The sequence below is a fragment of the Apibacter sp. B3706 genome (assembly GCF_011082725.1).
Taxonomy (GTDB): domain Bacteria; phylum Bacteroidota; class Bacteroidia; order Flavobacteriales; family Weeksellaceae; genus Apibacter.
In genome coordinates this window covers 1,256,983-1,283,142 of sequence record NZ_CP049715.1, presented here as the reverse complement: position 1 = coordinate 1,283,142, position 26,160 = coordinate 1,256,983, and the positions used below count along the sequence as shown (strand labels likewise).

General features: G+C 31.3%; 23 protein-coding genes, 2 tRNA genes and 1 riboswitch. Of the genes, 10 read left to right on the top strand and 15 right to left on the bottom strand.

Annotated elements, in window-relative coordinates:
* Window positions 1–37 precede the first annotated feature (37 nt).
* Genes rdgB through rlmH form a run of 3 tightly spaced genes read right to left on the bottom strand, consistent with a single transcriptional unit; the run spans window position 38 to window position 1,870 of the window.
* Window positions 38–610 (bottom strand): RdgB/HAM1 family non-canonical purine NTP pyrophosphatase, encoded by a 573-nt coding sequence (gene rdgB / locus G8C41_RS05790; protein WP_160556342.1) that lies wholly within the window; start codon window positions 608–610, stop codon window positions 38–40.
* Window positions 595–1,404 (bottom strand): CPBP family intramembrane glutamic endopeptidase, encoded by an 810-nt coding sequence (locus G8C41_RS05785; protein WP_166006646.1) that lies wholly within the window; start codon window positions 1,402–1,404, stop codon window positions 595–597. The genes rdgB and G8C41_RS05785 overlap by 16 nt, the downstream gene beginning before the upstream one ends.
* On the bottom strand, window positions 1,397–1,870 hold the full coding sequence (gene rlmH, locus G8C41_RS05780; RefSeq protein ID WP_160565515.1) for a 23S rRNA (pseudouridine(1915)-N(3))-methyltransferase RlmH: 474 nt from the start codon (window positions 1,868–1,870) through the stop codon (window positions 1,397–1,399). Before rlmH ends, G8C41_RS05785 begins: the two co-directional genes overlap by 8 nt.
* 486 nt (window positions 1,871–2,356) lie before the next feature.
* Between rlmH and G8C41_RS05775 the strand changes: the two genes are divergently transcribed.
* Entirely contained in the window at window positions 2,357–4,387 is a 2,031-nt protein-coding gene (locus G8C41_RS05775; protein ID WP_166006644.1) for a dipeptidyl-peptidase 3 family protein, read from the top strand.
* A gap of 814 nt (window positions 4,388–5,201) precedes the next feature.
* Here G8C41_RS05775 and G8C41_RS05770 read toward each other — a convergent pair.
* From G8C41_RS05770 to G8C41_RS05755, 4 genes are all read right to left on the bottom strand, one after another.
* Window positions 5,202–5,275 (bottom strand) — tRNA-Asp (locus G8C41_RS05770).
* Between the two features lie 53 nt (window positions 5,276–5,328).
* Window positions 5,329–5,402, bottom strand: a tRNA-Asp gene (locus tag G8C41_RS05765).
* Between the two features lie 338 nt (window positions 5,403–5,740).
* Window positions 5,741–6,370 carry a YceI family protein gene (locus G8C41_RS05760; protein WP_166006642.1) on the bottom strand — a complete coding sequence of 210 codons (630 nt, stop codon included), beginning with the start codon at window positions 6,368–6,370 and terminating at the stop codon, window positions 5,741–5,743.
* 66 nt (window positions 6,371–6,436) lie between these two features.
* The gene (locus G8C41_RS05755) at window positions 6,437–6,694 is read right to left on the bottom strand and encodes a hypothetical protein (RefSeq protein WP_166006640.1); all 258 of its coding nucleotides are present in this window, start codon (window positions 6,692–6,694) and stop codon (window positions 6,437–6,439) included.
* A 214-nt stretch (window positions 6,695–6,908) separates the two neighbouring features.
* Between G8C41_RS05755 and G8C41_RS05750 the strand changes: the two genes are divergently transcribed.
* The 4 genes from G8C41_RS05750 (at window position 6,909) to G8C41_RS05735 (ending at window position 11,065) form a co-directional block, all read left to right on the top strand.
* Window positions 6,909–7,463, top strand: coding sequence for a TlpA disulfide reductase family protein (locus G8C41_RS05750; protein WP_166006638.1), 555 nt, complete (start codon window positions 6,909–6,911; stop codon window positions 7,461–7,463).
* A 24-nt stretch (window positions 7,464–7,487) separates the two neighbouring features.
* Complete coding sequence (glmM, locus tag G8C41_RS05745) at window positions 7,488–8,873, top strand: phosphoglucosamine mutase (protein WP_166006636.1); 1,386 nt, start codon at window positions 7,488–7,490, stop codon at window positions 8,871–8,873.
* Between the two features lie 226 nt (window positions 8,874–9,099).
* Window positions 9,100–10,227 (top strand): metallophosphoesterase, encoded by a 1,128-nt coding sequence (locus G8C41_RS05740; RefSeq protein ID WP_166006634.1) that lies wholly within the window; start codon window positions 9,100–9,102, stop codon window positions 10,225–10,227.
* Window positions 10,228–10,369: 142 nt separating this feature from the next.
* Entirely contained in the window at window positions 10,370–11,065 is a 696-nt protein-coding gene (locus G8C41_RS05735) for a formyltransferase family protein (RefSeq protein WP_166006632.1), read from the top strand.
* 678 nt (window positions 11,066–11,743) lie between these two features.
* Here the strand turns inward: G8C41_RS05735 and rpsJ are convergent.
* From rpsJ to rpsL, 4 genes are read right to left on the bottom strand one after another with little or no spacing between them, the layout of a single operon-like run.
* Window positions 11,744–12,049: a 30S ribosomal protein S10 gene (gene rpsJ / locus G8C41_RS05730; RefSeq protein WP_055425679.1), complete on the bottom strand. Its 306-nt coding sequence runs from the start codon at window positions 12,047–12,049 to the stop codon at window positions 11,744–11,746.
* Window positions 12,050–12,060: 11 nt separating this feature from the next.
* Complete coding sequence (gene fusA, locus G8C41_RS05725) at window positions 12,061–14,190, bottom strand: elongation factor G (RefSeq protein WP_105297011.1); 2,130 nt, start codon at window positions 14,188–14,190, stop codon at window positions 12,061–12,063.
* Between the two features lie 7 nt (window positions 14,191–14,197).
* Window positions 14,198–14,674 carry a 30S ribosomal protein S7 gene (rpsG, locus tag G8C41_RS05720; protein ID WP_055425681.1) on the bottom strand — a complete coding sequence of 159 codons (477 nt, stop codon included), beginning with the start codon at window positions 14,672–14,674 and terminating at the stop codon, window positions 14,198–14,200.
* A 25-nt stretch (window positions 14,675–14,699) separates the two neighbouring features.
* Complete coding sequence (gene rpsL / locus G8C41_RS05715) at window positions 14,700–15,080, bottom strand: 30S ribosomal protein S12 (RefSeq protein WP_055425682.1); 381 nt, start codon at window positions 15,078–15,080, stop codon at window positions 14,700–14,702.
* A 237-nt stretch (window positions 15,081–15,317) separates the two neighbouring features.
* On the opposite strand from rpsL, the gene G8C41_RS05710 reads away from it, so the two are divergent.
* The 4 genes from G8C41_RS05710 to bshA all read left to right on the top strand — a co-directional run bounded on the left by G8C41_RS05710 (window position 15,318) and on the right by bshA (window position 19,055).
* On the top strand, window positions 15,318–16,232 hold the full coding sequence (locus G8C41_RS05710; RefSeq protein ID WP_166006630.1) for an EamA family transporter: 915 nt from the start codon (window positions 15,318–15,320) through the stop codon (window positions 16,230–16,232).
* Window positions 16,233–16,386: 154 nt separating this feature from the next.
* On the top strand, window positions 16,387–17,037 hold the full coding sequence (locus tag G8C41_RS05705; RefSeq protein WP_105297009.1) for a protein-L-isoaspartate(D-aspartate) O-methyltransferase: 651 nt from the start codon (window positions 16,387–16,389) through the stop codon (window positions 17,035–17,037).
* Between the two features lie 256 nt (window positions 17,038–17,293).
* The gene (locus G8C41_RS05700; RefSeq protein ID WP_166006628.1) at window positions 17,294–17,923 is read left to right on the top strand and encodes an alpha/beta hydrolase; all 630 of its coding nucleotides are present in this window, start codon (window positions 17,294–17,296) and stop codon (window positions 17,921–17,923) included.
* A gap of 1 nt (window position 17,924) precedes the next feature.
* Window positions 17,925–19,055 (top strand): N-acetyl-alpha-D-glucosaminyl L-malate synthase BshA, encoded by a 1,131-nt coding sequence (gene bshA, locus G8C41_RS05695; RefSeq protein ID WP_166006626.1) that lies wholly within the window; start codon window positions 17,925–17,927, stop codon window positions 19,053–19,055.
* 26 nt (window positions 19,056–19,081) lie between these two features.
* On the opposite strand, the gene G8C41_RS05690 is transcribed toward bshA, so the two are convergent.
* From G8C41_RS05690 to G8C41_RS05680, 3 genes are all read right to left on the bottom strand, one after another.
* On the bottom strand, window positions 19,082–20,263 hold the full coding sequence (locus G8C41_RS05690) for a homoserine dehydrogenase (RefSeq protein WP_221411718.1): 1,182 nt from the start codon (window positions 20,261–20,263) through the stop codon (window positions 19,082–19,084).
* Between the two features lie 28 nt (window positions 20,264–20,291).
* Complete coding sequence (locus G8C41_RS05685; RefSeq protein ID WP_166006624.1) at window positions 20,292–21,428, bottom strand: trans-sulfuration enzyme family protein; 1,137 nt, start codon at window positions 21,426–21,428, stop codon at window positions 20,292–20,294.
* A gap of 159 nt (window positions 21,429–21,587) precedes the next feature.
* A riboswitch (SAM riboswitch) is annotated at window positions 21,588–21,685 on the bottom strand.
* Between the two features lie 319 nt (window positions 21,686–22,004).
* Window positions 22,005–22,313, bottom strand: coding sequence for a MerR family transcriptional regulator (locus tag G8C41_RS05680; RefSeq protein WP_166006623.1), 309 nt, complete (start codon window positions 22,311–22,313; stop codon window positions 22,005–22,007).
* A gap of 121 nt (window positions 22,314–22,434) precedes the next feature.
* Between G8C41_RS05680 and G8C41_RS05675 the strand changes: the two genes are divergently transcribed.
* A complete protein-coding gene (locus G8C41_RS05675; protein ID WP_166006621.1) occupies window positions 22,435–23,202 on the top strand; it encodes an SDR family NAD(P)-dependent oxidoreductase in 768 nt (255 codons plus the stop codon).
* A gap of 69 nt (window positions 23,203–23,271) precedes the next feature.
* Here the strand turns inward: G8C41_RS05675 and leuS are convergent, their stop codons facing one another.
* On the bottom strand, window positions 23,272–26,127 hold the full coding sequence (gene leuS / locus G8C41_RS05670; protein ID WP_166007678.1) for a leucine--tRNA ligase: 2,856 nt from the start codon (window positions 26,125–26,127) through the stop codon (window positions 23,272–23,274).
* Between the last annotated feature and the right edge of the window lie 33 nt (window positions 26,128–26,160).

The window sequence follows — 26,160 nt, the reverse complement described above, 5'->3', positions numbered from 1 at the left end:
TAAAAAATATAACGGATCATTTACAGTATGAAGTTAACTAATATAACTTTAAAAAATTAGTAAATCTTCGTAAAGCAATAGCTCTGTGACTTATCATATTCTTTTCTTTAGGTGAAAATTCTGCAAAACTTTTCAAATATCCGTCAGGAATGAATATAGGATCATATCCGAATCCACCATCACCCTTAATTTCAGTAGTAATAGTACCAAAAATCTTACCTTCAAAATATTTAACCTCTTCATTGTTTACCCAACAGATTACGCTTATAAAATAAGCTTTTCTATTGGTATTATTTTGCATACTTTTTAGCACTTTAGAAATATTATCATCAAAAGATCCGGTTCCTGCATAACGCGCAGAATAGATTCCGGGTTCTCCATTTAATGCTTCAACTACTAATCCGCTGTCATCAGCAAAACAAGGTATATGAGTTAAATCATATCCGAATTTAGCTTTAATAAAAGCATTTTCACGGAAAGTGGTCCCTGTTTCTTCGATTTCGCCTTCAAAATTATAATCAGCAAAGGTTTTAAGTTGAAAATTTTCGGGTAAAATTTCAATTATTTCAGCTTTTTTATGTTCGTTTTGTGTAGCTAATAGGATTTCCATGATTGATTTTTTGTTAATTTCATATAAATGCATCCAAATATAGCTATTATAATAATACCAACAATGAACAGAGTAAAATTACTAAAACCTAATTCGGGTGATTCCAATGATTTATATCGTATAAAAAATATAAAACCTATCGTATTATTAATGCAATGAAGTAGTGTGCAGGTAAGTAGGGATCCTGTTTTATAGAAAGTTATTCCCAAGACAATTCCGGCTAAAATTCCACCAACTGCTTGCCAAGGAAATATATGGATTCCTCCAAAAATTAAGGCGGATATTAATATAGCTTTTTGTGGTTTAATTTGATTATTGAGCATTCCCTTTAAAATAAATCCCCTAAAAAATAATTCTTCAAAAATTGGAGCAACGATACATACCGATATAAAGGTAATTATAGGATAATTACCTGCATTACCCAATAAGGCATACGACATGGTTTTATACATTTTTTCGAATATTCCGCCTTGAGTAGGTATTAATCCGGTTAAAAATTCTGAAACTAGATATTGTCCAAAAAATAACAAAAGGGCAATTGGGAAGAGTTTACTATTCTTAAGTGAGTAACTGATTGTAAAACGTTCTTTTCTGGGTTTCAATCCCACCAAATAATAGACTAAAAAAACAATTAGATAATTTCCAATAGTTAGAATCGGGGTAAAAACGTAGGGATTGGTATGTAGTTTTTTAGCTAGAATTGAAAATAGAGGACTTAGTACCAAAGCTCCCAAAAAAAATAAAATAAGAGCTAAAACTATGTCATACCATTTTAATTTAAGATAATTATTCATTGTGATAAGGTTTTCCTTGTAAAATACTAAAGCCTCGATATAATTGCTCAACGAAAAACAAACGCACCATCTGATGCGTAAACGTCATTTTGGATAAAGCTAGTTTTTGAGGATTTAGATTATAAATTTTATCGGAAAATCCATAAGCTCCTCCAATACAAAAAACTAAATGTTTAACAGAATTATTCATTTGCTTTTCCAGAAATGATGAAAATTCAGTTGAAGTAAACTCTTTGCCTTTTTCATCTAAAATTATGAGTGTATCTCCCGAAACTAAAAAAGAAAGAATGGACTCTGCTTCCGCATTTTTTAATTCATTTTCTGAAAGATTTTTGGAATTTTTTACATCCGGCAATTCTTTGCGTTCAAATTTAATGAAAGCGGGTAAGCGTTTTTCTAAATTTTCCATTAGAATTACTAATTCTTTAGAATTGGTTTTGCCAATCGATAATAATGTAATTTTCATGCCACATTAATAACTGCAAAAATAGAAGATTATTTATAAATAAAGTCTTCATATTGTTAGACCCGTTTTTTAAAAAAATATAGTAATAGTATCCTTATTCGCTTCCATATAATATAAGTTCTAAACGTTTAAAATTAAATTCAGTTTATGAATACTCGTTTGTAATATATTTTTCTTGATTGAGATAATAACTTTCATTTTTAAAATAGCTTTCGTCCTAAATTTAGAAGAATATACCGGTTTTTACCCGTTTAGAAAATTTAGATATAAATCCCAAATGTAGTGGTAAATAGTTTTATGGAAGGTTCTTATATCAGTTTTATTAAAAAGTAATATTCTTTAAAGGTTAATATATAACGTATTGAGTATTATTTTTTTAATTATAAACTTGTCTCATTCATTTTATAATAAATTTGAGAACTATACTCTCCTTATCATATAGTTTTTTATCTTTGTTAACATAATTAACATATAAACATTATAAAGATGAAAATTAATATTGTTGCGGGTATTCTTGCTGCCTCAATAATTTTGGGGTCTTGTGAATCAAAACATTCAGAGCAAACCGAAAAAATTAGTGAAGAAGATTTTAATTATAAAGTCGATCGTTTTGCCGATATTGAAGTTTTAAGATATCGAATACCTGAATGGGATAAGTTGTCTTTAAATGAAAAAAAATTGGTCTATTATCTTTCTCAAGCCGGATTAGCAGGTAGAGATATCCTTTGGGACCAAAACTATAAATATAATTTGAAAATAAGAAAAGCATTAGAATCCATCTATCAAAATTATAAAGGAGATAAAACCTCAAAAGATTGGAACAATTTTGAAGTATATTTAAAAAGGGTTTGGTTTTCAAATGGGATTCATCATCATTATTCGAACGATAAAATTATGCCTGAATTTACCCAAGCATATTTTGAGGAGCTAATGAAAGAAACTCAAACCTCATTGGATTCTCAGATCGTTTCCATTTTATTCAATGAAAAAGATTCTAAAAAAGTAAATCTTGATGAATCCAAAGGGTTAATTTCAGGATCTGCAGTAAATTTTTATGGAGAAGGAATTACCGAAAAGGAAGTGGAGAAATATTATTCAGCTAAAAAAAGTCCGGATGCTTCTCGTCCCTTATCTTTTGGTTTAAACTCTCAATTAGTTAAAGACAGTAAAGGTACTTTAGAAGAAAAGATTTGGAAAAGCGGGGGAATGTACGGTTCAGCTATTGATCAAATAATCTATTGGTTGGATAAGGCTGTTACCGTAGCTGAAAATAAAGAACAGGGAGATGCCTTGAAACTTTTAATTGAATATTACAGAACAGGAGATTTAAAAACTTGGGATGATTATAACATAGCATGGCTTAAAGCAACTAAAGGAAATATAGATTATATAAACGGATTTGTAGAGGTGTATAATGATCCCCTTGGTCATAAAGGATCTTATGAAAATATCGTTCAAATCAAAGATTTTGACATGTCGGCAAAAATGGAAGTTATATCCAAAAATGCACAATGGTTTGAAGATCATTCTCCTTTAATGCCGGAACATAAAAAGAAAAATGTTGTAGGGATATCGTATAAAACAGTTAATGTAGCATCAGAAGCGGGGGATTCTTCACCCAGTACTCCGATTGGAGTAAATTTACCTAATGCGGATTGGATCCGTGCGGAATATGGCTCAAAGTCGGTTTCTTTAGGTAATATTATAGACGCTTATAATTTAGCCGGAGGAAGTGAAAAATTAAAAGAATTTGCATACAATCAAGAAGAAATAGAATTATCAGAAAAATACGGAGAATTAGCAGATAAACTGCATACAGCTTTACATGAAGTTGTGGGTCATGCTTCTGGACAAATTAATCAAGGAGTCGGAACCCCTAAGGAAACTTTAAAAAGCTATGCATCTACTATGGAAGAGGGAAGAGCAGATTTAGTAGGATTGTATTATTTATATGATCCGGAATTACAAAAGCTTGGATTAGTAGATGACTGGAAGAAAGTAGGAATGACAGCCTATAATGATTATATACGAAACGGATTAATGACTCAATTAGTTAGAATTGAACCGGGAAGAGATATAGAAGAAGCACATATGAGAAATCGCCAATGGGTTAGTGCGTGGGCGTATGAAAAAGGTAAAAAAGATAATGTAATTGAAAAAGTGGTTAAAGATGGTAAAACCTATTTTAAAATTAATGATTACGAAAAGCTTCATAATTTATTTGGAGAATTATTGAAAGAAACTCAAAGAATTAAATCTGAAGGAGATTATAATGCTGCAAAAAATTTAGTGGAAACGTATGGAGTAAAAGTGGATAAAGAATTACATGCAGAAGTTTTAAAAAGAAACTCTAAATTTAATACCGCTGCTTATAAAGGTTTCATCAATCCTATTTTAGTTCCTAAAACCAATGAACAAGGAGAAATAACTGACATTGAAGTTACTTATCCGGAATCATTTGCAGTAGAAATGTTGTTCTACTCTAAAAATTATGGATTCCTTCCTCTTGAAAACTAAAAATTAAATTACTTACCATACAAAACGACTCTACTTACCGACTGGAAGTAAAGTCGTTTTATTTTATGGTAAACTTTATTTTATACACTAATTTATAAAATAGAAATCCTATTTAATCTTCAGGCAAATTATTTATAAAGTTTTTCAATTAATAATTATAATATTCGGATTAGAGATAAAATATTTTTAAAATAATTTATCCTGAAATAAATTTTATTCTTAGATTTGCTAAATAAATCTCATTCCGGTTTTTTTTATATAAATTAACAAATTGAAAATTTTGTTGCTATTCTAAAAAAAGGTTGCATTTAGTTTTTCGAAAGAAATAGGGGGGAAGTATACCCATGAATCAATTTATGAAATTAACCCGTATGCCTATACTCATATTATTTATGGAGATTTTATTCCCAAAGAAAAAACTACTGCTTATTCGCAAAATTTTTGGAGAGAAGTACTGATTTCTGCTAAAGAATGGGCGAAATTAGTTAATGAAAACGGTGGAGATGTCACTGTTATTCATTTGCCGGACATTGGAATAAATGGAAATACGCATTTTATTATGTCAGATCTTAATAATATTGAAATTGCGGATCATATTCAAAAGTGGTTAAAAGAAAAAAAAATTGAATTAATGCTTTGCTATAGTAATTAGTATAATAGGGTAGATATTCATGCAAACAACTCTTATAATAATTAAATTCTAAACAAAATAAGATCTTTAGAGATCTATATTAAGAGTCTTCATATATAAAATACTAATAAATAAAAAAGGAGATTAATAGGAATTAATATGAAAATTAAGTATAAATTTTAGCGATCCGGACGGGACTCGAACCCGCGACCACCTGCGTGACAGGCAGGTATTCTAACCAACTGAACTACCGGATCAGGGTAGATTGCATAGTGTGCAATAAAAAAATAAAGAAATTTATGTTTCTTAGCGATCCGGACGGGACTCGAACCCGCGACCACCTGCGTGACAGGCAGGTATTCTAACCAACTGAACTACCGGATCTTTTCTGAAGACTTATTTTTAATAATTTCAGTGGTGCAAAGATAAACTCATTTTTCAATTTCACAAACTTTTTTGATTGAAAAATTCATATTTTTTGCTACAAATAACGATTTTTAAAGTAATTAATCTCATTTAATACTATTAAATCTATGAATTTCAATAAAATAATAAATGAAATAAACACTGATTTTTTTAAAATTTTATTCTTTATCGATTAATAGGTACTGAACCAATCATCTAATGTATCTAAATTAATTACGTAATGATTGTTTTAATTGTGATTGATACTATTTTAGGTTTAACTTGTCGCAAACAAACTGAATTATAGATAACAATTATTATTTAGAAATAAAAACCATTAAATCAACTTCTGTCCAAGTTTTACCTTCATGCAGATCAAAACAAGCTCTATGCAAGCTGGTATATGCTTTTTCAGAATTAAAATCTTTTAATATGTCGATTGAACCTTGAATCATCATCATTTTTTTGTCAAGTTTATATGAAAATTCTTTGGTTATTGTTTTTCCATTTAAAGTTAAGGAGATCTTCACCTTATTGTTTTCAAATTTCCCAAATGATCCATAAATTTCAGGAGAGGATAATCTTTTAAAAAAAAATAAAGTTAAGTTTCCATCTCTGGAAGTGTCACCGGTAGAAACCGTTGTTCCATCAATATAAAATTTTGCTCCTTCCAATGATTCATCCAACGGTTTATCTTCTTTCGTGTTGATTAAAGAAATATTTTTAAAACTACCACTTACAGGTACTTTTTTGGGAGTTTTATAAGCCGTCCATACTAATTCTTTTTTGAAACCGGATTCTTTTCCTTGAGGTTTAATTTGTTGTGTTGTAGTTTCAACGCTTTTTACTTCAGAAGTCGAGGTAGATTTATTACTCTTATTATCTCCGCAAGAAAACAAAATAAGTTGAACGGATAAAATTAAACTAATATATTTATTATGTAACATCTTAAAAGTTTTAATTGTTAGTAAAAAATTATTTAATAAATCAAATAATTAGTTTTAAATAATTAGTTACTTTTTTATAACTGTTTTCATAGGATGCAATGAATCTTGGGTAAGATTTTTTTTCGTTAAGGAATCTTTTGTAGATTCACTTTTTAAAGAATCAATAACAATAGAAGATTTTTTTAGGGTATCATTTGATTGAGATTGTGAATTTACATTTTGTTCAATATCGGCAGGAATAATATTTTTATTACCGCTTGAATATTTATCACATGAAATCAATCCACAAGTAAGGATTGCTATAACATAAAAATTTTTTTTCATAAACATTTAATTTTATCAAATATAAAAAAAATAGCAATTACGGTCTCTTTTATTTATAAAAATAAAGAGTAGTATTCTGCGATATAATTTATAAACAATACGTGTAAAAACACTTTAAAAAAATATGTTTTTTTTTTACATAAACTATATGATTGATTTTATAAAATAAAAATTTGAACTTTTAAATGATTACTTTTGTAAATAAAATAGTTAAATGAAAAAAATATATGTAGTACTATTCAGCCTTGCCTTACTAGTTACCTGTAAAGAAAAAAATACTAGTAAAGAGCAGAGTTTAAATCAAACTCATGAAACTACTGTAGATCATTCGGAAATTGAAGTAAGTAATCAAGAAACTAAAATTATCAAATCCGATTTTTCAAAAATTCAAAGTTTATTAAATACAAAGAGTGATACTATATATATTACCAATTACTGGGCAACTTGGTGTCCTCCTTGTGTTAAAGAAATACCTGATTTTGTGTCTATTCAAGAGAAATACGCCCATGAAAAAGTAAAATTTATCTTTGTAAGCATTGATGAAAATGATACACAAAGTACATTACATACATTTGTGCAAAAAAATAAAATGAAAAACGTATACAATATATCCTCTCAAGAAATGAGAGACCATATTGGTACGATTAGTCCTGATCTAGAAGGGGGTATACCGGTAACAGTTATACAAAAAGGAAATAAAAAAGAAGGATTTTTAGGAAATCTTTCCAAAGAGTTCATTTTAAGTAAAATTGAAGAATATTCAAAATAATTTTAAGAATAAAAGAAAATATCTATGCCGTTAATTAAAAGTATATCAGGAATTCGAGGGACAATAGGGGGTAAAATAGGAGAAAATCTTACCCCGATTGATACCGTAAAATTTGCTTCGGCTTATGGAACTTGGTTAAAAAGAAAATTAAATAAAGAAAAAATTAAAGTAGTACTTGGGAGAGATGCACGGATTTCCGGTCAAATGATCTCCGAGTTAGTTTCATCCACTTTACAGGGAGTAGGAATAGATGTTGTTGATTTAGGACTTTCGACAACTCCAACGGTGGAAATTATGGTTCCATATTTACAAGCAGACGGAGGAATTATTTTAACGGCAAGTCATAATCCTAAACAATGGAATGCGTTAAAACTACTGAATGCTAAAGGTGAATTTATATCCGATAAAGAAGGTAAAGAATTATTAAACATAGCTGATGCTGAAGATTTTGATTTTGTTGAAGTAGATTATTTAGGATCGTATAAAAAAGAAGAAAAAGCAATAGAGCATCATATAAACAAAATATTGGAACTGCCTTTAGTGAACGTTGACTTAATTAAAAAAGCAGGCTTTAAAGTGGTGGTTGATGCCGTAAATTCTACAGGAGGTATATCGGTTCTTCCCTTATTAGAAAAATTAGGAGTTGAAGTAGTCGAAATGTATTGTACACCCAACGGACATTTTCCACATAATCCCGAACCGTTGGAAGTCAATTTAGGCGAAATAATGAAAAGAGTTCCTAAAGAACAAGCGGATTTAGGAATAGTTGTGGATCCGGATGTAGATCGCTTAGCATTTATATGCGAAGACGGAACCATGTTTGGAGAAGAATATACATTAGTTGTAGTTGCAGATTATGTTTTAAGTAAAACTCCTTCAGCTACGGTTTCTAATTTATCATCTTCACGGGCATTACGTGATATTTCAGAAAAATACAATCAAGAATATCATGCTTCGGCAGTTGGAGAAGTTAATGTAGTAACAAAGATGAAGGATATCAACGCGCGTATCGGAGGCGAAGGTAATGGAGGTATTATATATCCTGAATTACACTATGGTCGTGATTCATTAGTTGGAATAGCCCTTTTTCTATCCTATCTTGCTGAAAGAAAGATTACAATAAAACAACTTAGAAATACGTATCCTTCCTATTTTATGGGAAAGAAAAAAATTGATTTAAGTCCGGAAATTAATACAGATGTTATTATACAAAAATTAACCGAAAAATATAAAAATGAAGATATAAAAACTTATGATGGATTGAAAATCGATTTTTCCGATAATTGGGTACACTTAAGAAAATCAAATACAGAACCTATCATCCGTATATATACTGAAGCTCCTACACAACAAGAAGCCGATCAATTGGCAGATAGGTTTATAGAAGAAATAAAGCAGGTATCTGACTAAGATAATGATTATCCAGGTGAGTAAAAATTATAGTATAAATCAATTTTAAAATAAAATATACTAAACAAACCGTTTAATTTATTCTGATTTATATAATTTTTTTAATCAATTAAAATCATTTAATCTGCTTTAGTTAAGTAAAGTAAAATATTTTTGATCCTTAAAAATTAAATTTGATTGAAATGGAAGTTAGCTATCTTTATAAAAATTAGAAAAAAAAGATTCTATGAAAAAAATTTTTTTATTTTCGTTTACCATATTTTTATACTTTTTAGCTAACTTTTATATTTTTTATCATATATATTCCTTATTATCTGAACAATCAATTATACTAAAAAGCATTTTTTTCTTACTGGTATTTTTTCTTCCCTCATCTTTTATATTATTTTTACTTTTCTCAAAAAAATTATCTTTAGCATCTGCAACGATTTTATATAAAATTTCTACTAGTTGGCCGGTTGTTCTTTTATACTTTTTTTTACTTTTTCTTGTTTATGATGGATTGCTTTTATTAAATAAGTTTGGTGAATTTATACCTGAAAGTTTCTTTAATAACAATTATGGTATTATCTTGATTCTATGCTTAGTGGTTTGTATAGGTTTCTATGGATATAGAAATTATTTTAATAAAAGGAGAATTTATTTAAAATTATCAACTAATAAAAAGTTAATTAAACCTTTAAAAATTGTAATGATCAGCGACCTTCATTTGGGCTATGCCATTCAGGGAAATGAACTGAAAAGCTGGATTAATAAAATTAATAAGGAACAACCTGACTTAGTTCTTATAGTAGGAGATATCATTGACACTAATGTTAAGCCTTTACAGCATTTTTTATTGGAAAAGCATTTTAAAAAATTAAAATCCCGTTTAGGTATTTACAGTTGCTTAGGAAATCATGAATATATAAGTGGAATTACTGAAAGTATAGATTTTATTAAAAATGCCGGTATTCATTTACTTAGAGACTCTTCAATTTTAATTGAAAATAGTTTTTATATTGTGGGAAGAGATGATCGTACCAATAGCTCTAGAAAGCCTCTTAATGAATTAATTAAAGATCTTGATTCCTCTAAACCTATAATTGTTTTAGATCACCAGCCCTATCATCTGGAAGAATCCGAGCTTAATCAAGTAGACATACAATTTTCAGGACATACCCATCAAGGTCAAGTTTGGCCGATTTCTTTAATTACTAAATCTATATTCGAAAAATCTCACGGTTATTTAAAAAAAGGAAATACTCATATCTATGTAAGTTCAGGAATCGGAATTTGGGGTGGAAGGTTCAGAATAGGAACCAATTCTGAATATGTGGTCATAGATTTTTTACAAGATTCAACCAAATATTAATTTTAAATTTAAGTGTTATTTTTAAAGTTTTAAACAATAGAACGTCCTTTTCCCGTTCATTATATTATTATTTATATAATGCTTTAAAATAACACACTTTAGTAAATCTCACTTGAACTAGTTAATTTTTAAAATATTTATTATGAATAAAAAAATAGCTGTTATTTGTTATGACCATCCCACAAGGAAAACACAAGAAGTATTGTTGCGATTAAAAGGGAAAGGATATCATAAAGTTGATGTATATGCAATACCATTTGTTCCCAGAAAACCTATACAAGCACTTATTACACATCGTCCCACCGAATTACTTCTTACCCAGGAAAATGAACAGTTAGCTAAAAATTTAGACTATACCTATATAAAAAAAGAAATAGGAGAGTTGGATAACTGTTTTACAGAAAATTCCTATCATTCTATCTTAATAGCGGGAGCGGGTTTATTGCCCGAACAATTAGTTTCCAACCATAAAATTATAAATTCTCATCCGGGATATCTTCCCTTTGTTCGTGGTTTAGATGCTTTGAAATGGGCAGTATATGAAAATTTACCCATTGGAGTAACAGTTCATTTTGTAGACAAAGAGGCAGACGCTGGTCTTTTAATTATACAAGAAAAATTAGATATAGCTTTAGAAGATACGTTTCATACCCTATGCTTTAAACTTTGGAATTTAGAAATGCAACTTTTGGTTGATTCTATTGAAATGGTCGATACCATTAAAGATTTTATTTCCTTACCAACGGATGTGACAGAGCCTCATCGAAGAATGCCTCGAGTTAAAGAAGAAAAATTATATTTAAAATTTGAAGAATATAAAAATAAAAATATAAAATAAGCAGGCTTAAAAAGCCTGCATCACTAAATAGAATTTAACATGTTATTGAATTTAAATTAAATGAGTTTACAAATTTAATTGGTGAATTTATACATATACTTATAATTAGTCTTTAAATTTTCTAATTCTATTCTTTTTTATCTTATAATTCATTCATAATTAAAATTCTAAACCATTCAAAATATTCAATAATATTTTAATTAATTTTTATAGCAACAATCGCAGTAGATTACTGATTGTGATCTTGAAAAATATATATTTGGATTTCTAAAAAATATAAATCCGAATTCTTTTAAAAAATATCTTAGAAAGTTAGATAGATATACTAAGCTAGTTAATTTTACTATTGAAAATGGAATTATAAATGTGCTGAAAGTTACAATTGGCAATAAGTTAGAATGACTAATACTACTTTTTTCAGTTGAGAACAATATACTTTTAAAAAAATAAGCCAAATTATTTTTCATAATAGATTTATTTATGCTTTTATTAAACACTAATTTCGTGCCAAAATTTATATAATAATAAAGTAAATACTTAAAATATATTCCGAATACTGTATAAATAAATATTAAATTTAAGTGATAATGTGCGTTTTTGTTATACTATATAAAAGAAAAAAACCTTCTGAATTTATAATTCAGAAGGTTTTTTATATCTAAAGTTTCGTTTAAAAACTTATACTTTAATCTCTACTTCAACACCGCTAGGAAGCTCTAATTTCATTAATGCATCAACAGTTTTAGAAGAAGAACTGTAGATATCCATTAATCTTTTATGAGAGTTTAATTGGAATTGTTCACGAGATTTTTTGTTAACGTGTGGAGAACGCAATACGGTAAAAATTCTCTTATGAGTAGGTAATGGAATAGGACCATTAACTACAGCACCGGTTGCTTTCACGGTTTTTACGATTTTTTCAGCTGATTTATCAACTAAATTATAATCGTAAGATTTAAGTTTTATTCTTATTTTTTGACTCATTGTTTTAAAAATTAAACGTTTGTACCCTTAGCTTTAGCAATTACTTCATCAGCTATATTCTGAGGAGCTGCTTCATAGTGGTCAAATTCCATAGTTGAAGTAGCACGTCCTGAAGATAAAGTTCTTAAGGAAGTTACGTATCCGAACATTTCAGATAATGGAACAAATGCTTTAATAACTTTGGCATTATTTCTGTCATCCATTCCGCTTACTGTTGCTCTACGACGGTTTAAGTCTCCTACAATGTCCCCCATATATTCTTCCGGAGTTAAAACTTCCAATTTCATAATAGGTTCCATAATAACCGGTTTTGCTTTTTTAGCTGCTTCTTTGAATCCAAGTTTAGCTGCCAATTCGAAAGATAACTGGTCAGAGTCAACCGCATGGTAAGATCCGTCTTTCAATGTGATCTTCATACCGTCAATCTCATATCCTGCTAAAGGACCATTTTTCATAGCTTCTTTGAAACCTTTTTCAACAGATGGGATAAATTCTCTAGGAATGTTACCACCTTTGATTTCGTTTACGAATTCTAATCCGGTTTTTCCTTCATCAGCAGGTCCGATTTGGAATACAATATCAGCAAATTTACCACGACCACCGGTTTGTTTTTTGTAAACTTCTCTGTGATCAGCAGATCCCATTAAAGCTTCTTTATACTCAACCTGAGGTTGTCCTTGGTTTACTTCAACTTTAAATTCTCTTCTTAAACGGTCTACAATGATGTCAAGGTGAAGCTCACCCATTCCTGAAATTACAGTTTGTCCTGAAGCTTCATCTGTTTTTACTTGGAAAGTTGGATCTTCTTCCGCTAATTTTGATAAAGCCATACCCAATTTATCAACATCCGCTTTAGTTTTAGGTTCTACAGCGATACCGATAACCGGATCAGGGAATACCATGCTTTCCAAAATAATCGGAGATTTTTCATCACAAAGTGTATCTCCTGTTTTAATATCTTTAAATCCAACTGCTGCACCAATATCTCCGGCTTCGATATATTCGATAGGATTTTGTTTATTGGCATGCATTTGATAGATTCTGGAAATTCTTTCTTTATCACCGGATCGAGTGTTTAATACATAAGATCCGGCATCTAAATGACCGGAATAAGCTCTAAAGAAAGCCAAACGACCAACATAAGGATCGGTAGCAATTTTAAACGCTAAAGCTGCAAACGGTTCTTTTGCATCCGGTTTTCTTGCGATCGGTTCATCAGTTTTAGGATCTGTACCTTCAATAGCTTCTTTGTCCAGTGGAGAAGGAAGATAACGGCAAACAGCATCTAACATAAACTGAACCCCTTTATTTTTGAAAGATGATCCGCAAACCATAGGTATAATGCTGATATCTATAGTTGCTTTACGAAGCGCTTCATGAATTTCTTCTTCCGAAATAGAATCCGGATCTTCAAAGAATTTTTCCATTAAAGTTTCATCATATTCAGCAACTGCTTCGATAAGGTTTTGGCGATATTCCATTACCTCCTCTTTCATATCTTCAGGGATATCTACAATATCAAAAGTAGAACCAAAGTTATCATTATGCCATACAATAGCACGGTTTTTAACTAAGTCAACTACCCCTTTGAAATCTTCTTCAGATCCGATAGGTAATACGATAGGAACCGCATTAGATCCTAACATTTCTTTAACTTGACGACATACATTAAGGAAGTCAGAACCTTGTCTGTCCATTTTGTTTACAAATCCCATTCTAGGAACTTTGTAATTATCCGCAAGTCTCCAGTTAGTTTCAGATTGAGGCTCAACACCGTCAACCGCACTAAATAAGAAAACTAATCCGTCTAATACCCTTAATGAACGGTTCACCTCAACAGTAAAGTCAACGTGTCCCGGAGTGTCGATAATATTAAAGTGGTAAGACTGTGTATCCGGTAGTTTTTTACCGTCATCAGTTAATGGGAAATTCCAATTACATGTAGTAGCTGCAGAAGTAATTGTGATCCCTCTTTCAGCTTCTTGAACCATCCAGTCCATCGTTGAAGCTCCGTCATGAACTTCTCCGATTTTATGGTTTACTCCGGTATAAAATAAAATTCTTTCCGTTGTAGTTGTCTTTCCTGCATCAATGTGAGCAGCAATACCTATATTACGTGTATATTTTAAATCTCTAGACATATTTTCTTTAGAATTTGAAATGTGAGAATGCTTTATTAGCTTCAGCCATACGATGCGTATCGGTTTTCTTTTTAACTGCAGCACCTTCCTCTTTAGCAGCGGCAATAATTTCAGCAGCTAACTTTTGAGACATGGACTTTTCATTTCTATCTCTTGAATATTTTATTAACCATTTCATCGCCATAGAAATTTTTCTATCCGGACGAATAGGCATTGGAATCTGGAAGTTAGCTCCCCCAACTCTTCTGCTGCGTACTTCAACGTGAGGCATTACGTTTTCTAAAGCATCTTTCCAAATTTCCAGAGATGTTTTTTCCTGATTTTCTTTTTTAGTTTCTACGATTTCCAACGCATCGTAAAAAATTTTAAAAGCTATGCTTTTTTTACCGTCTTTCATTAAGTTATTAACGAAACGAGTTACTAACTGATCGTTAAACTTAGGATCCGGTAAAAGCGGACGTTTTTTTGCTTTCGTTTTTCTCATTTTACCTGAATAATTTCGTTATTACTTATTTTTTCTCTTTAGGTCGTTTAGCTCCGTATTTACTTCTTCTTTGTAAACGTCCTTGAACGCCGGCTGTGTCTAAAGCACCTCTGACAATGTGATAACGAACACCAGGTAAATCTTTTACCCTTCCGCCTCTCACCAATACTATCGAGTGCTCTTGCAGATTATGTCCTTCTCCCGGGATGTACGCATTGACCTCTTTACCATTAGTTAAACGAACTCTGGCTACTTTTCTAAGTGCTGAATTCGGTTTCTTTGGTGTAGTGGTATATACACGAGTACATACTCCACGTCTTTGTGGACAAGAATCTAAAGCAGCCGATTTACTCTTCTTGGTAAGTGTGGCTCTTCCTTTTCTTACTAATTGTTGAATAGTTGGCATTTATGCTCTTTTAATTTTTAAGTTTGCAAATGTAGTGCTTTTTATTTATAAATGCAAAAAATAATACGCTCATAATCCACTGATTCATATGATTATTTATTTAAAATTTTATCTTTCTAATTGATAATTGTTTAATCTAAATTTAAAAAAAATCAACAATTGAATGAATTTTTCGTCAAGTATCTGAATTTAAGTTTTTAACTTTGAACCTGCTTAAAATTATATAAATACAAATAAATGAACGTGAACTACTTAAAATCGCTATTTTTTGTGGCGTTTGCAGCAGCTTCTTATGGAGTATTGGCAACTTTTGTTCGTCTGTCTTATAACGACGGTTATACTACAGCGGAGGTTACCTTTTCTCAAGCGGTCCTCGGATTGCTAGGTCTTATCATACTTCATGGTTTTAGTAAAAATAAACAGGTAAGTCAAGAAAAAAAATACACTTTAAAAGACAAAGTATATTTAGTTTTGTGTGGAACATCCTTTGGTCTTACCAGCACCTTTTATTACTTAGCCGTTCATTACGGAATCCCTGTATCCATATGCATAGTTTTACTTATGCAAGCGGTATGGATGGGTGCATTAGTGGATTTTATTGTAAATCGTAAGAAACCTACACTTGTTGAAATTGTAGCCATTATAACCATTCTTTTGGGTACTTTATTAGCAACCAATCTTATCAATGAATCTCACGTTCATTTGAATGCAACAGGTGTAATTTTTGGAATTTTAGCAGCACTATCCTATACTTTTTCAATGTTTACATCCAATAAAGTAGCCTTATCTATGCCCTCTACTTTGCGGTCTGTTTATCTGTTAGTGGGAGCCACCCTTATGGTTTCATTAATTTGGGCTCATGCGCTGATAACTGAACCCTTCCATTTTTCAATATTCTATAAATGGGGTATTATATTAGCTGTTTTCGGTACTATTCTTCCTCCATTTTTATTTACCAAAGGTATGCCGGTGGTTGGAATTGGAATAGGAAGTATAATTGCTTCCTTGGAACTTCCGGTTTCTGTTATGATGGCGAAATTTGTGCTTAGCGAAAAAGTAACTTCCCTGCAATGGGTGGGCATTGTACTTATCCTTATCGCTATTGTTTTACTTAATTTAACTTTTATCCTTCCCAAAAGATTAAAAAATTAAAAAATTCAAAAAAAATACAAATAAGATAAAAATAAGGAACTTTTTAAATTACAATAATTTTCATGTAAAAAATATTTTTTATCGCTTAATTTTCGCCTTTATGCGTCCCGGTAAATATTGTTTCTCATTGATATTTTAAATAACTTGCAAGACAATGAAACAGGATACATTAAAACATAAAGGAAAGAGAAATAAACTAATTAATTTACTTAAGCAAAAAGGAATAAATGATGAAATTGTATTAAATGCCCTAAATAAAATTCCTCGTCATCTTTTTATAGATTCAATATTTGAAGATCTGGCTTATGAAGACCGAGCTTTTCCAATATTATCTAATCAAACGATTTCCCATCCATTTACAGTAGCTTTTCAAACTCAATTATTACACGTTCAGAAAGGAGAAAAAGTTTTAGAAATCGGAACGGGTTCCGGATATCAAACTTCTGTTTTAGTAGCCCTAGGAGCACAAGTCTTTACCATTGAAAGACAAAAAGAATTATTTGAATTCTCCAAAAGAATTCTTAAAAAAATTAATTTCACTCCTAAACATCAAATTTTTGGCGATGGATATTTAGGTCTTCCTTCTTTTGCTCCTTTTGATAAAATTATAGTGACAGCGGGGGTTCCCACCATGCCTAAAAAGTTATTGGAGCAATTAGCAGTTGGAGGGGTCATGGTTATTCCTATAGGAGAAAAAGAGCAAAAAATGTATACAGTTCTTAAATTAGATGAAAATACATTTGAGACTATGGAGTTTGGAGATTATCAATTTGTTCCCATGTTAGAAAATAGAGTGATTGAATAAAAAATCGATTGGTTACTACTAATAATTTTAAACCGTATCTATTTTACTAAAAAGCATTATGTTTTAATAATTTGAAAAAATATAATATAATCTAATCTAATGTTCTTATTAACAATTGATCTAAAAAAAATCATTTTCAAGATACTCACTAAGAAGCATAAATTTCATAAGAAACGTATAGATAACGTTAGATAGCTTGATCCTCTAAAATGTATTATACAAAAAAGAGTATCTTTGTTTTACTAAATTTCTAAATATGGTCCATTATTTATTAAGAGAACCTAAGTCAGCTACCGAGACGCCTTCATTAATACTTTTGCTGCATGGATATGGAAGTAATGAGCAAGATTTGTTCAGTTTTGCAGAAGAATTACCCGATGATGCCTACGTGATTAGTTTACGAGCCATACGAGAAATTAGCATGGGTGGATATGCCTGGTACGATTTAGATTTTACTTCAGGAGCCAAAATGATTAATTCCTACCAGGCCATTGAATCGCAAAAAATTATTATGAAATTTTTGGATCAAATCCAAACTAAATATCCTTTCGATACTAATTCCATAACCTTATTAGGTTTTAGTCAAGGAGCTATCCTTTCTTTTTCATTAGCATTACACCATCCAAAAAGGTTTAAAAAAATAGCCTGTTTAAGTGGATATCCGGATCCGGAATTATTGAAAGACGTAAACATGGGGGATGATTTTTCACAATTGGAATTTTTCTTTTCTCATGGAAAAGAAGATCCTATTATTCCCATTCAATGGTCTCGTCAATTCAAATCAATATGTGAGGAATTAGATTTAGATTATGAATATCATGAATACAATGAAGGTCATGGCATAAATTCTGAAAACTATTATGATCTTTTAAATTTTTTGCAATAAGATGAAAATTGGAATTGTTTGTTATCCTACGTTCGGTGGGAGCGGGATAGTTGCCACCCAATTAGGAATGGAGATGGCCGCATTAGGTAATGAAGCTCATTTTATAAGCTATAGCATTCCGGCAAAACTGGATGTCACTTTGCCTAATGTATATTTTCATCAAGTTTGCATTAAACAGTACCCTTTATTTGAATATCAACCCTTTTCCTTAGCATTGTCTACAATCATTGTAAATGTTGCAGAAACTTACGGATTAGATTTGCTGCATGTACATTATGCAATACCTCATGCTTATGCAGCCTATTTTGCCAAGCAAATTTTAAAAGAGAAGGGTGTTGACTTACCGGTAATCACTACCTTACACGGTACAGATATTACTTTGGTAGGAAGTCATCCCATTTATAAATCCGGTGTCGAATTTTCGATCAATAAATCCGATTATATAACCTCTGTTTCCCAAAGTTTAAAACAAGATACTTTTGAGGCATTTACTATTAAAAAAGACATTGAAGTAATTCCGAATTTTATTGATAATTCCTTGAAAATATCAAGCCCGTGTATCCGAAAGAATTTTGCTTCTGAAGATGAAAAATTACTCATCCATGTATCTAACTTGAGAAAAATTAAACGCATTGATGATGTAATGTCGATTTTCAATCTGGTACAAAAAGAAGTTAAATCGAAACTTTTGATTGTTGGAGAAGGACCGGAGACAGAAACTATTGAGCATTTAACTAAAGTGTATCATTTGGAGGATAAAATAAAAACGTTGGGAAAAATGGTAGATGTATCTTCAATTTTAAGCATTGCAGATCTATTTTTATTACCTTCTGAACAAGAAAGTTTCGGATTGGCAGCCTTAGAAGCAATGGCCTGTGGCATACCTGTTATTTCCAGTAATGCCGGGGGAATTACAGAAGTTAATAAAGACGGTTTTTCAGGATTTGTATCACCTGTTGGTGACGTTCCTTCCATGGCAAAGAATGCCATTAGGCTGCTGAAAGATGAAAAAATGCTTTCACTTTTCAAAAAACAAGCGAAAGATCAAGCTTTACTTTTTGATAATTCTAAGATAATTCCTATATATAAAGAATTGTATGACCGAGCATTGGGCAATCATATAACTAAATAGTTGAATTTACATACTTATCAACCCAATCAGCTGAAAAAAATAACATTTATATTCGGGTCTTTAATCCATAAAGAATGCGCTAATTTATGTAAACAGATGAAGCCTATAAAATAATTACCTGAAAGGCTGCTGTATTGTTCTTCGATGGACTCAAAATCATCAAAACCGGAAAATTGATCGTGATATCTCACATAAACTTTATAAATTTTAGTATCTACTAATTGTAATTGTTTATTTAGATGAATATATTTCTTGTTTTCATATCTGTAATCATACGTTAAAGCTGAAATATCAGAAAGCACGGCAGATCCGGTGGGTTTATCTCCGGCACCTTTACCGATCATCAGTTGCTTTTCAGAAAAAGCACTTTCTAAAACCACTCCATTATATTCATAATTTACATGAGCTAATGTATTTTCTTTTTCTATAAAAGTAGGAGCACAAAAACCCGTAATTTCATTATTATTTTTATTGCATCTTGCTATTAACTTGATTGTTAAATTTCTTTGACGAGCAAATTCCAAGTCAAAATCACTAATTCTTGATATTCCAAAATTAAATATAGATTCCGGTTTAGTAATAAGTCCAAAAGCATGAAAAAGAATAATACACAATTTATATTTAGGATCAATTCCTTCAACATCTAAGGTAGGATCTGATTCTGCGAAGCCTTTTTCTTGTGCTTCTTTTAAAACCACAGGATAAGAAAGTTTTTCATGGATCATTTTGGTTAAAATGAAATTGGTAGAACCATTAAAAATTCCCGATACCGATGTTAACAAATCATTGTCATAATATTCTTCTAAATTTCTGATGATGGGAATACTGGCGCAAACAGAGGCTTCATAGAGTAGGGGAACTTGGTATTCTTTTTCCAACTTTAGAAGTTCAGGTAAATGTTCGGCAATCATCTTTTTATTTGCCGAAACTACAGCTTTTCCGTTTTTCATGGCCTCTGAAACAATATCAAAAGCAGCATCAGCGTCATCTATTAATTCAACAATAACTTCAATTTCAGGGTCCGATAATAACTCGTATTTATCAGTAGTAAAATACTTTTTATCGATTGATCTCGGTTTATCGGGATGTTTAATACATATTTTTTTAATATTTGCATCTACACTTTCGGCTTCTTCTAACACTTTATACAATCCCGTTCCCACACATCCAAATCCAAAAATTCCTAATTTAAGTTTATTTCTTATCATTCAATTATTCAATTTATAAAATTAACCGTTAATCTAAAGCTTGTTTGATATCATTAATCAGGTCATCCACATTTTCAATTCCTACCGATAAACGAATTAAAGAATCTTGTATTCCTGTTTCTTTACGAACTTCAAGAGGGGTTGATTTATGGGTCATGGTGGCTGGATGGCTACCCAAACTCCTAACATCGCCTAAATTTTCAGCTAAAAGGAAAATTTTGGTACGGGTTAAAAAATCTTTTGCCGCTTCTAAAGTATCGTCTTTTAAACTAAATGATACCATTCCGCCAAACCCTTTTTGTTGTTTGGCCGCAATATGATGGTTGGGATGATTTTTTAATCCCGGATAATATACTTTATCTACTTTGGGATGTGTAGTTAAAAATTCAGCAATTTTTTGAGCATTTTGTGAATGTTTTTCCATACGCAGAGATAGAGTTTGAATTCCGCGTAAGGTTAACCAACTATCAAAAGGAGAGAGAACACCACCTGAGGTATTTTGTAAATATTTTAATTCTTCGGCTTTTTTAGGATCTTTCACAACTATAAATCCGGATAAAACATCTCCATGTCCTGAAAGATATTTAGTTCCACTGTGTACAACAATATCTGCTCCTAAACGTAGCGGTTGTTGTAAAGCAGGAGATAAAAATGTATTATCTACAATTAATAATGCTCCCACTTGCTTGGAAATTTTAGCGATTTCTTCAATGTCGGATATTTTTAAAGTTGGATTTGTAGGGGTTTCCAGCCAGATGAAGCGAGTTTTATTTGAAACTGCTTGTAAGACATTTTGAAGATCAGTAGTATCAATAAATTTAGAGGTTACACCAAATTTATTATAAACTGTAGTAACTATTCGATAAGTACCTCCGTAAACATCATTTACAGCAATAATTTCATCCCCTTGTTTTAATAACTTTAAAACACAATCCGTTGCTGCCAATCCCGATGAAAAAGCAAATCCGGCAATACCGCCCTCTAATTCAGCAATGGCTTGTTCTACAACTTTACGAGTAGGATTAGCCGTTCTTGTATAAGCAAATCCTTTATTCACATCCGGTTCTTCCTGAACATAAGAAGAGGTTTGGTAAATAGGAGTAGAAATAGCTCCGGTAAGTACATCAGGAGTAGAAATATGTACTAATTTTGTTTCTAATTTCATGACTAGGTTGTTTTTTCTAATTAATAAATGCCTTAAAATTCATTAATCATCATAAAACAACTTATACAAGATTCCCATTTAAATGCTAAATTATGAATTAGCTTCTTTATGTAGGTCGAAAGAAGCTCGTATTATTTGTATTTGTATGTAAGCTGTTTCGACTTATCTTTCCTTTACGGTTGGATGCAGCACCTACTCATATAAGAGGGTTGCTAAGGTATCATAGGGCCAATTCCCTCCACCTTTCTTGATAAGTAATTTTATTAATGATCGCTAAATATATTACAAAGATACGTTTTATTTTTTAATTTCCAATAAAAAACCATTTTATTATAATATTTATAAAGGTAATGCATCTTTAGTAATCATTATAATATAAGATTTAAAATATGCTAAACAGAAATGAATTTACCAACAGAAGCGTTTAAATAACCGTCGAAATTAATTTCATGTTGAAATAATACAATTTTTTGTGATGGTAAATAATTTACTGTAAAGCATGATTTATAGTAAGATTAATTATAATATTTTGCAATATAAATGATCTTTTAACAACCCATTTATTATATACTGATTTTATTTGTTGGAAAACTTTTTTAATACATTTTCAATCATTTGTATTCGGCTGTCTAATTTTTGTGACGCAGCATCTAATGTAAACCCTTCTTCCAATAATTCTTTTATTAGAATCATTTTTTTAATATTTTCATAATTGTATCTTCTGTTTTTTCCTTCCTGTTCTGTAAGACTTTTGATAATTCCTTTATCTTCCCAATACCTAATTTGTCGGGTAGGAATTCCCGTTATTTGAGAAACTTCGCCAATGCCCACAATTAATTGCTCTAAAAATTTAAAATCGAAAGATAAATGATTGGTTTCGTTCATTTTGTAAATTATTTACATTATTTGAAGTAAATATACAAAATAAAAGTTAAATTTGTAATTGTAAATAATTTGCATAAAATGTAAATATTTAACAATAAAATATAATTAAAATTTAAACACTATGATCAAAGACAAAAATGTTATTATAACCGGCGCTACAGAAGGAATAGGCTTGGGAATTGCTCGTGCTTTCGCCCAACAAAGAGCAAATCTTGTTCTAATTGCCAGAGATCCTCAAAGATTAAACAACATCAAAGAAGAATTTTCGTCGTATCACGTAACTGTTTTTCTGATTTCTGCGGATTTAACGGAAATTGATAAATTACCTTCAGTTGGTAAACTAATTTTAGAAAAAGTAAAGACAGTTGATGTGTTAATCAATAATGCAGGAATCGGTCGTTTTAATCCTTTTGAAGAAACATCTGAAGATTTGTTAGATAAACATATTAATCTTAATATGAAAGCACCTTATATACTGACTCAAAATTTGTATCAATCTTTGAAAAAATCTAAAGGAAATATAATTAATATTTCATCTTATTTTTCACACAGAATGTTACCGGGAAGAGAATCTACTGCTTACTCCATGACTAAGGGCGGTATAGATTCATTTACTAAATCATTGGCTTTTGAGGCAGGAAAAGATGGAATTCGGGTTAATGCTATTGCTCCGGGAAGTATCGATACGCCTCTTCTTCGATATAATTTAGAACAACTTAGCGAAGAAGGGAAAACAAATTTTCATACAATGATTAAATCTATATATCCGATGGGAAGTATTGGAACGGTAGAAGATATTGGGGCGGCGGCTGTTTTCCTGGCTTCCGATCAAGCCCGATGGATTACCGGAGCGATTCTATCAGTTGATGGTGGATTAACAACTAATTAGTTAATAAAAGATAGCATAAAGGAATATAAAAAAAACCAATCCGTTTTGGGATTGGTTTTTCAAGTCTATTTATAGTACAATATTGACAATTCGTTTAGGCACTACAATAATCTTTTTAGGTTGTTTGCCGTCAAGATAATTCGGTGTTTTTTCATGGGCCATTACTGCTTCTTCAATTTCTTTAGGAGTAGCGGAAATAGGCATTTCAATTTTAAAACGTACTTTTCCATTAAAACTAACCGGATATTCATGTATTTCGGAAACAAGATATTCAGCGTTGAATTCAGGGAATGCTTGAAATTCAATGCTGTTTTCATGTCCTAATTTTTCCCATAGTTCTTCTGCAATATGTGGAGCATAAGGAGAGATTAAAATGCACAAGGATTCTAAAATTTCTCTTTTATAGCATTTTATTTTTACCAAATCATTGGTAGCAATCATAAAAGAACTTATGGATGTATTGAAAGAAAAGTTATCCAAATCCTCTTTAACTTTTTTTATTAATTGATGAATTATTTTTTGTTCTTCTTTAGTAGGTTTTTCATCTGATACAAAGAAAGTTTCTCCTTCACCGGAATGATACAGTTTCCAGAATTTTTTTAAGAATCCATGAACTCCGCTAAGTCCTTGAGTATTCCAAGGTTTAGCCTGTTCAATAGGTCCTAAAAACATCTCATACATACGTAAGCTGTCGGCTCCGTATTCATCACAAACATCATCCGGATTAATAACATTGTAGTAAGATTTTGACATCTTTTCTACTTCTCTCCCGCATATAAATTTACCTTCTTCAAGAATAAACTCTGCATTTTTGAATTCATCTCTCCAATTTCTTAATTTTTCTAAATCAACTTCATCCGTTGTTCCTTTAAGAAGTTTTACATCAATATGCAGCGGAGTGGTATCTTGTGCTTCATGTAATAAATTGTAAGAGATGAAGTTATTAGTTCCGTTAATTCGGTAGATATAAGCACTTTGACCTAAAATCATCCCTTGATTAATTAATTTTTGGAACGGTTCTTCTTGGGCACAGTATCCATAATCTTTTAAAAATTTATTCCAAAAACGTGAATACAATAAATGTCCCGTAGCATGTTCACTTCCTCCAATATATAAATCTACGTTTTCCCAATAATTTATTTTTTTAGTATCCGCAAAGCAAGAATGGTTAGTTGGATCTGTGTATCTGAGAAAATACCAGGAACTTCCGGCCCAACCGGGCATTGTATTCAAATCTAAAGGAAAAATAGTGGTATGATTAATACGGTCGTTATTTACAACTTGTTCATTTTCAGTATCCCAAGCCCATTGTGCAGCACGTCCCAACGGAGGGTCTCCGTCTTCAGTGGGCAAATATTTTTCAACCTCCGGAAGAAGTAAAGGTAATGCAGATTCCGGTAAAGCATAGGGAATATCATTTTTATAATATATAGGAATAGGTTCCCCCCAATATCGTTGACGAGAAAAAACGGCATCTCGTAATCGGTAGTTGGTGGTTCCGTGCCCGATTTTCATTTTTTCTATTACCTCAATAATTTTAGCTTGAGCATCTTTAACAGTCAATCCGTCTAAAATTTGGGAATTGATACAGATTCCTTCTTTAGAAGAAAAAGCCTCTTCTTGAACATCGGTTCCTCCTTTAATTACTTCAACAATTGGAAGTCCAAAATGTTTAGCAAATCGATGATCACGCTCATCATGAGCAGGAACAGCCATTATGGCACCTGTTCCGTATCCATATAATACGTAATCTGCAATATAAATAGGAATTTTTTTATGAGTAAAAGGATTTATAGCATAAGCACCGGTAAATTGTCCTGAAACAGTTTTAGCATCTGCGATTCGCTCCCTTTCCGATCGTTTGGTGCTTTGATCTTTATATTGGTTTACGGCTTCGTAATAAGTTCCGGTAGTAATTTGATCCACAAGAGGATGTTCAGGAGCCATAACCATATAAGTTGCACCAAATATTGTATCCGGACGAGTGGTGAAAATTGTCACGGTTGCCTCGGAATCAGCAACAGCAAAATTGATTTCTGCTCCTAAAGATTTTCCGATCCAATTACGTTGACTTTCTTTGATTGATTCGCTCCAATCGATGGTTTCCAATCCGGAAAGAAGTCTTTCAGCATAAGCCGTGATCCTCATGGACCATTGCATCATACTTTTTTGATAAACAGGAAATCCTCCTCGTTCAGAAACTCCATTTACTACTTCATCATTTGCTAGGACCGTACCTAAGGCGGGACACCAGTTAACGGTTGTTTCTGCACGATATGCCAATCGATAATTTAAAAGAATATGTTGTTTTTTTTCATCTGAAAAACGTTTCCAATCTTCAGCCGAAAATATTTCAATTGGTGAGGTACAGGCATTTATTTTAGCATTACCTTCCTTTGAAAAAATATCTACTAATTCAGTAATAGGACGAGCCTCTTGCGAAGAAGTATTGTAATATGAGTTAAAAAGATGGATGAAAATCCATTGGGTCCATTTATAATAGCCGGGATCAGATGTTCTCACTTCACGATTCCAGTCAAAAGAAAATCCCAACTTTTTCAACTGATTATTATATCCTGCAATAACATTGTCTTTATTATCTATCCCCCCGTTAATATTAACTTCTGTGGTTATCGCCGGATGTTGGCCTGTTTGAATAGCATATTGTTCGGCAGGAAGCCCGAAACTATCATAACCAATGGGATGAAGTACATTAAAACCTTGGTGGCGTTTAAACCTTGCATAAATATCAGAGGCAATATAACCCAGTGGATGACCTACATGTAAACCGGCTCCCGAAGGATACGGAAACATATCCAATACATAAAACTTGGGTTTATCTGTATGGTTTGAAGCAGCAAATGTTTGTTGCTCTTTCCATTTTTTTTGCCATTTTTTTTCGATTTCCTGAAAATTATATTGCATGGGTAAAATTGAATTAATTTTTTGCAAAGGTAA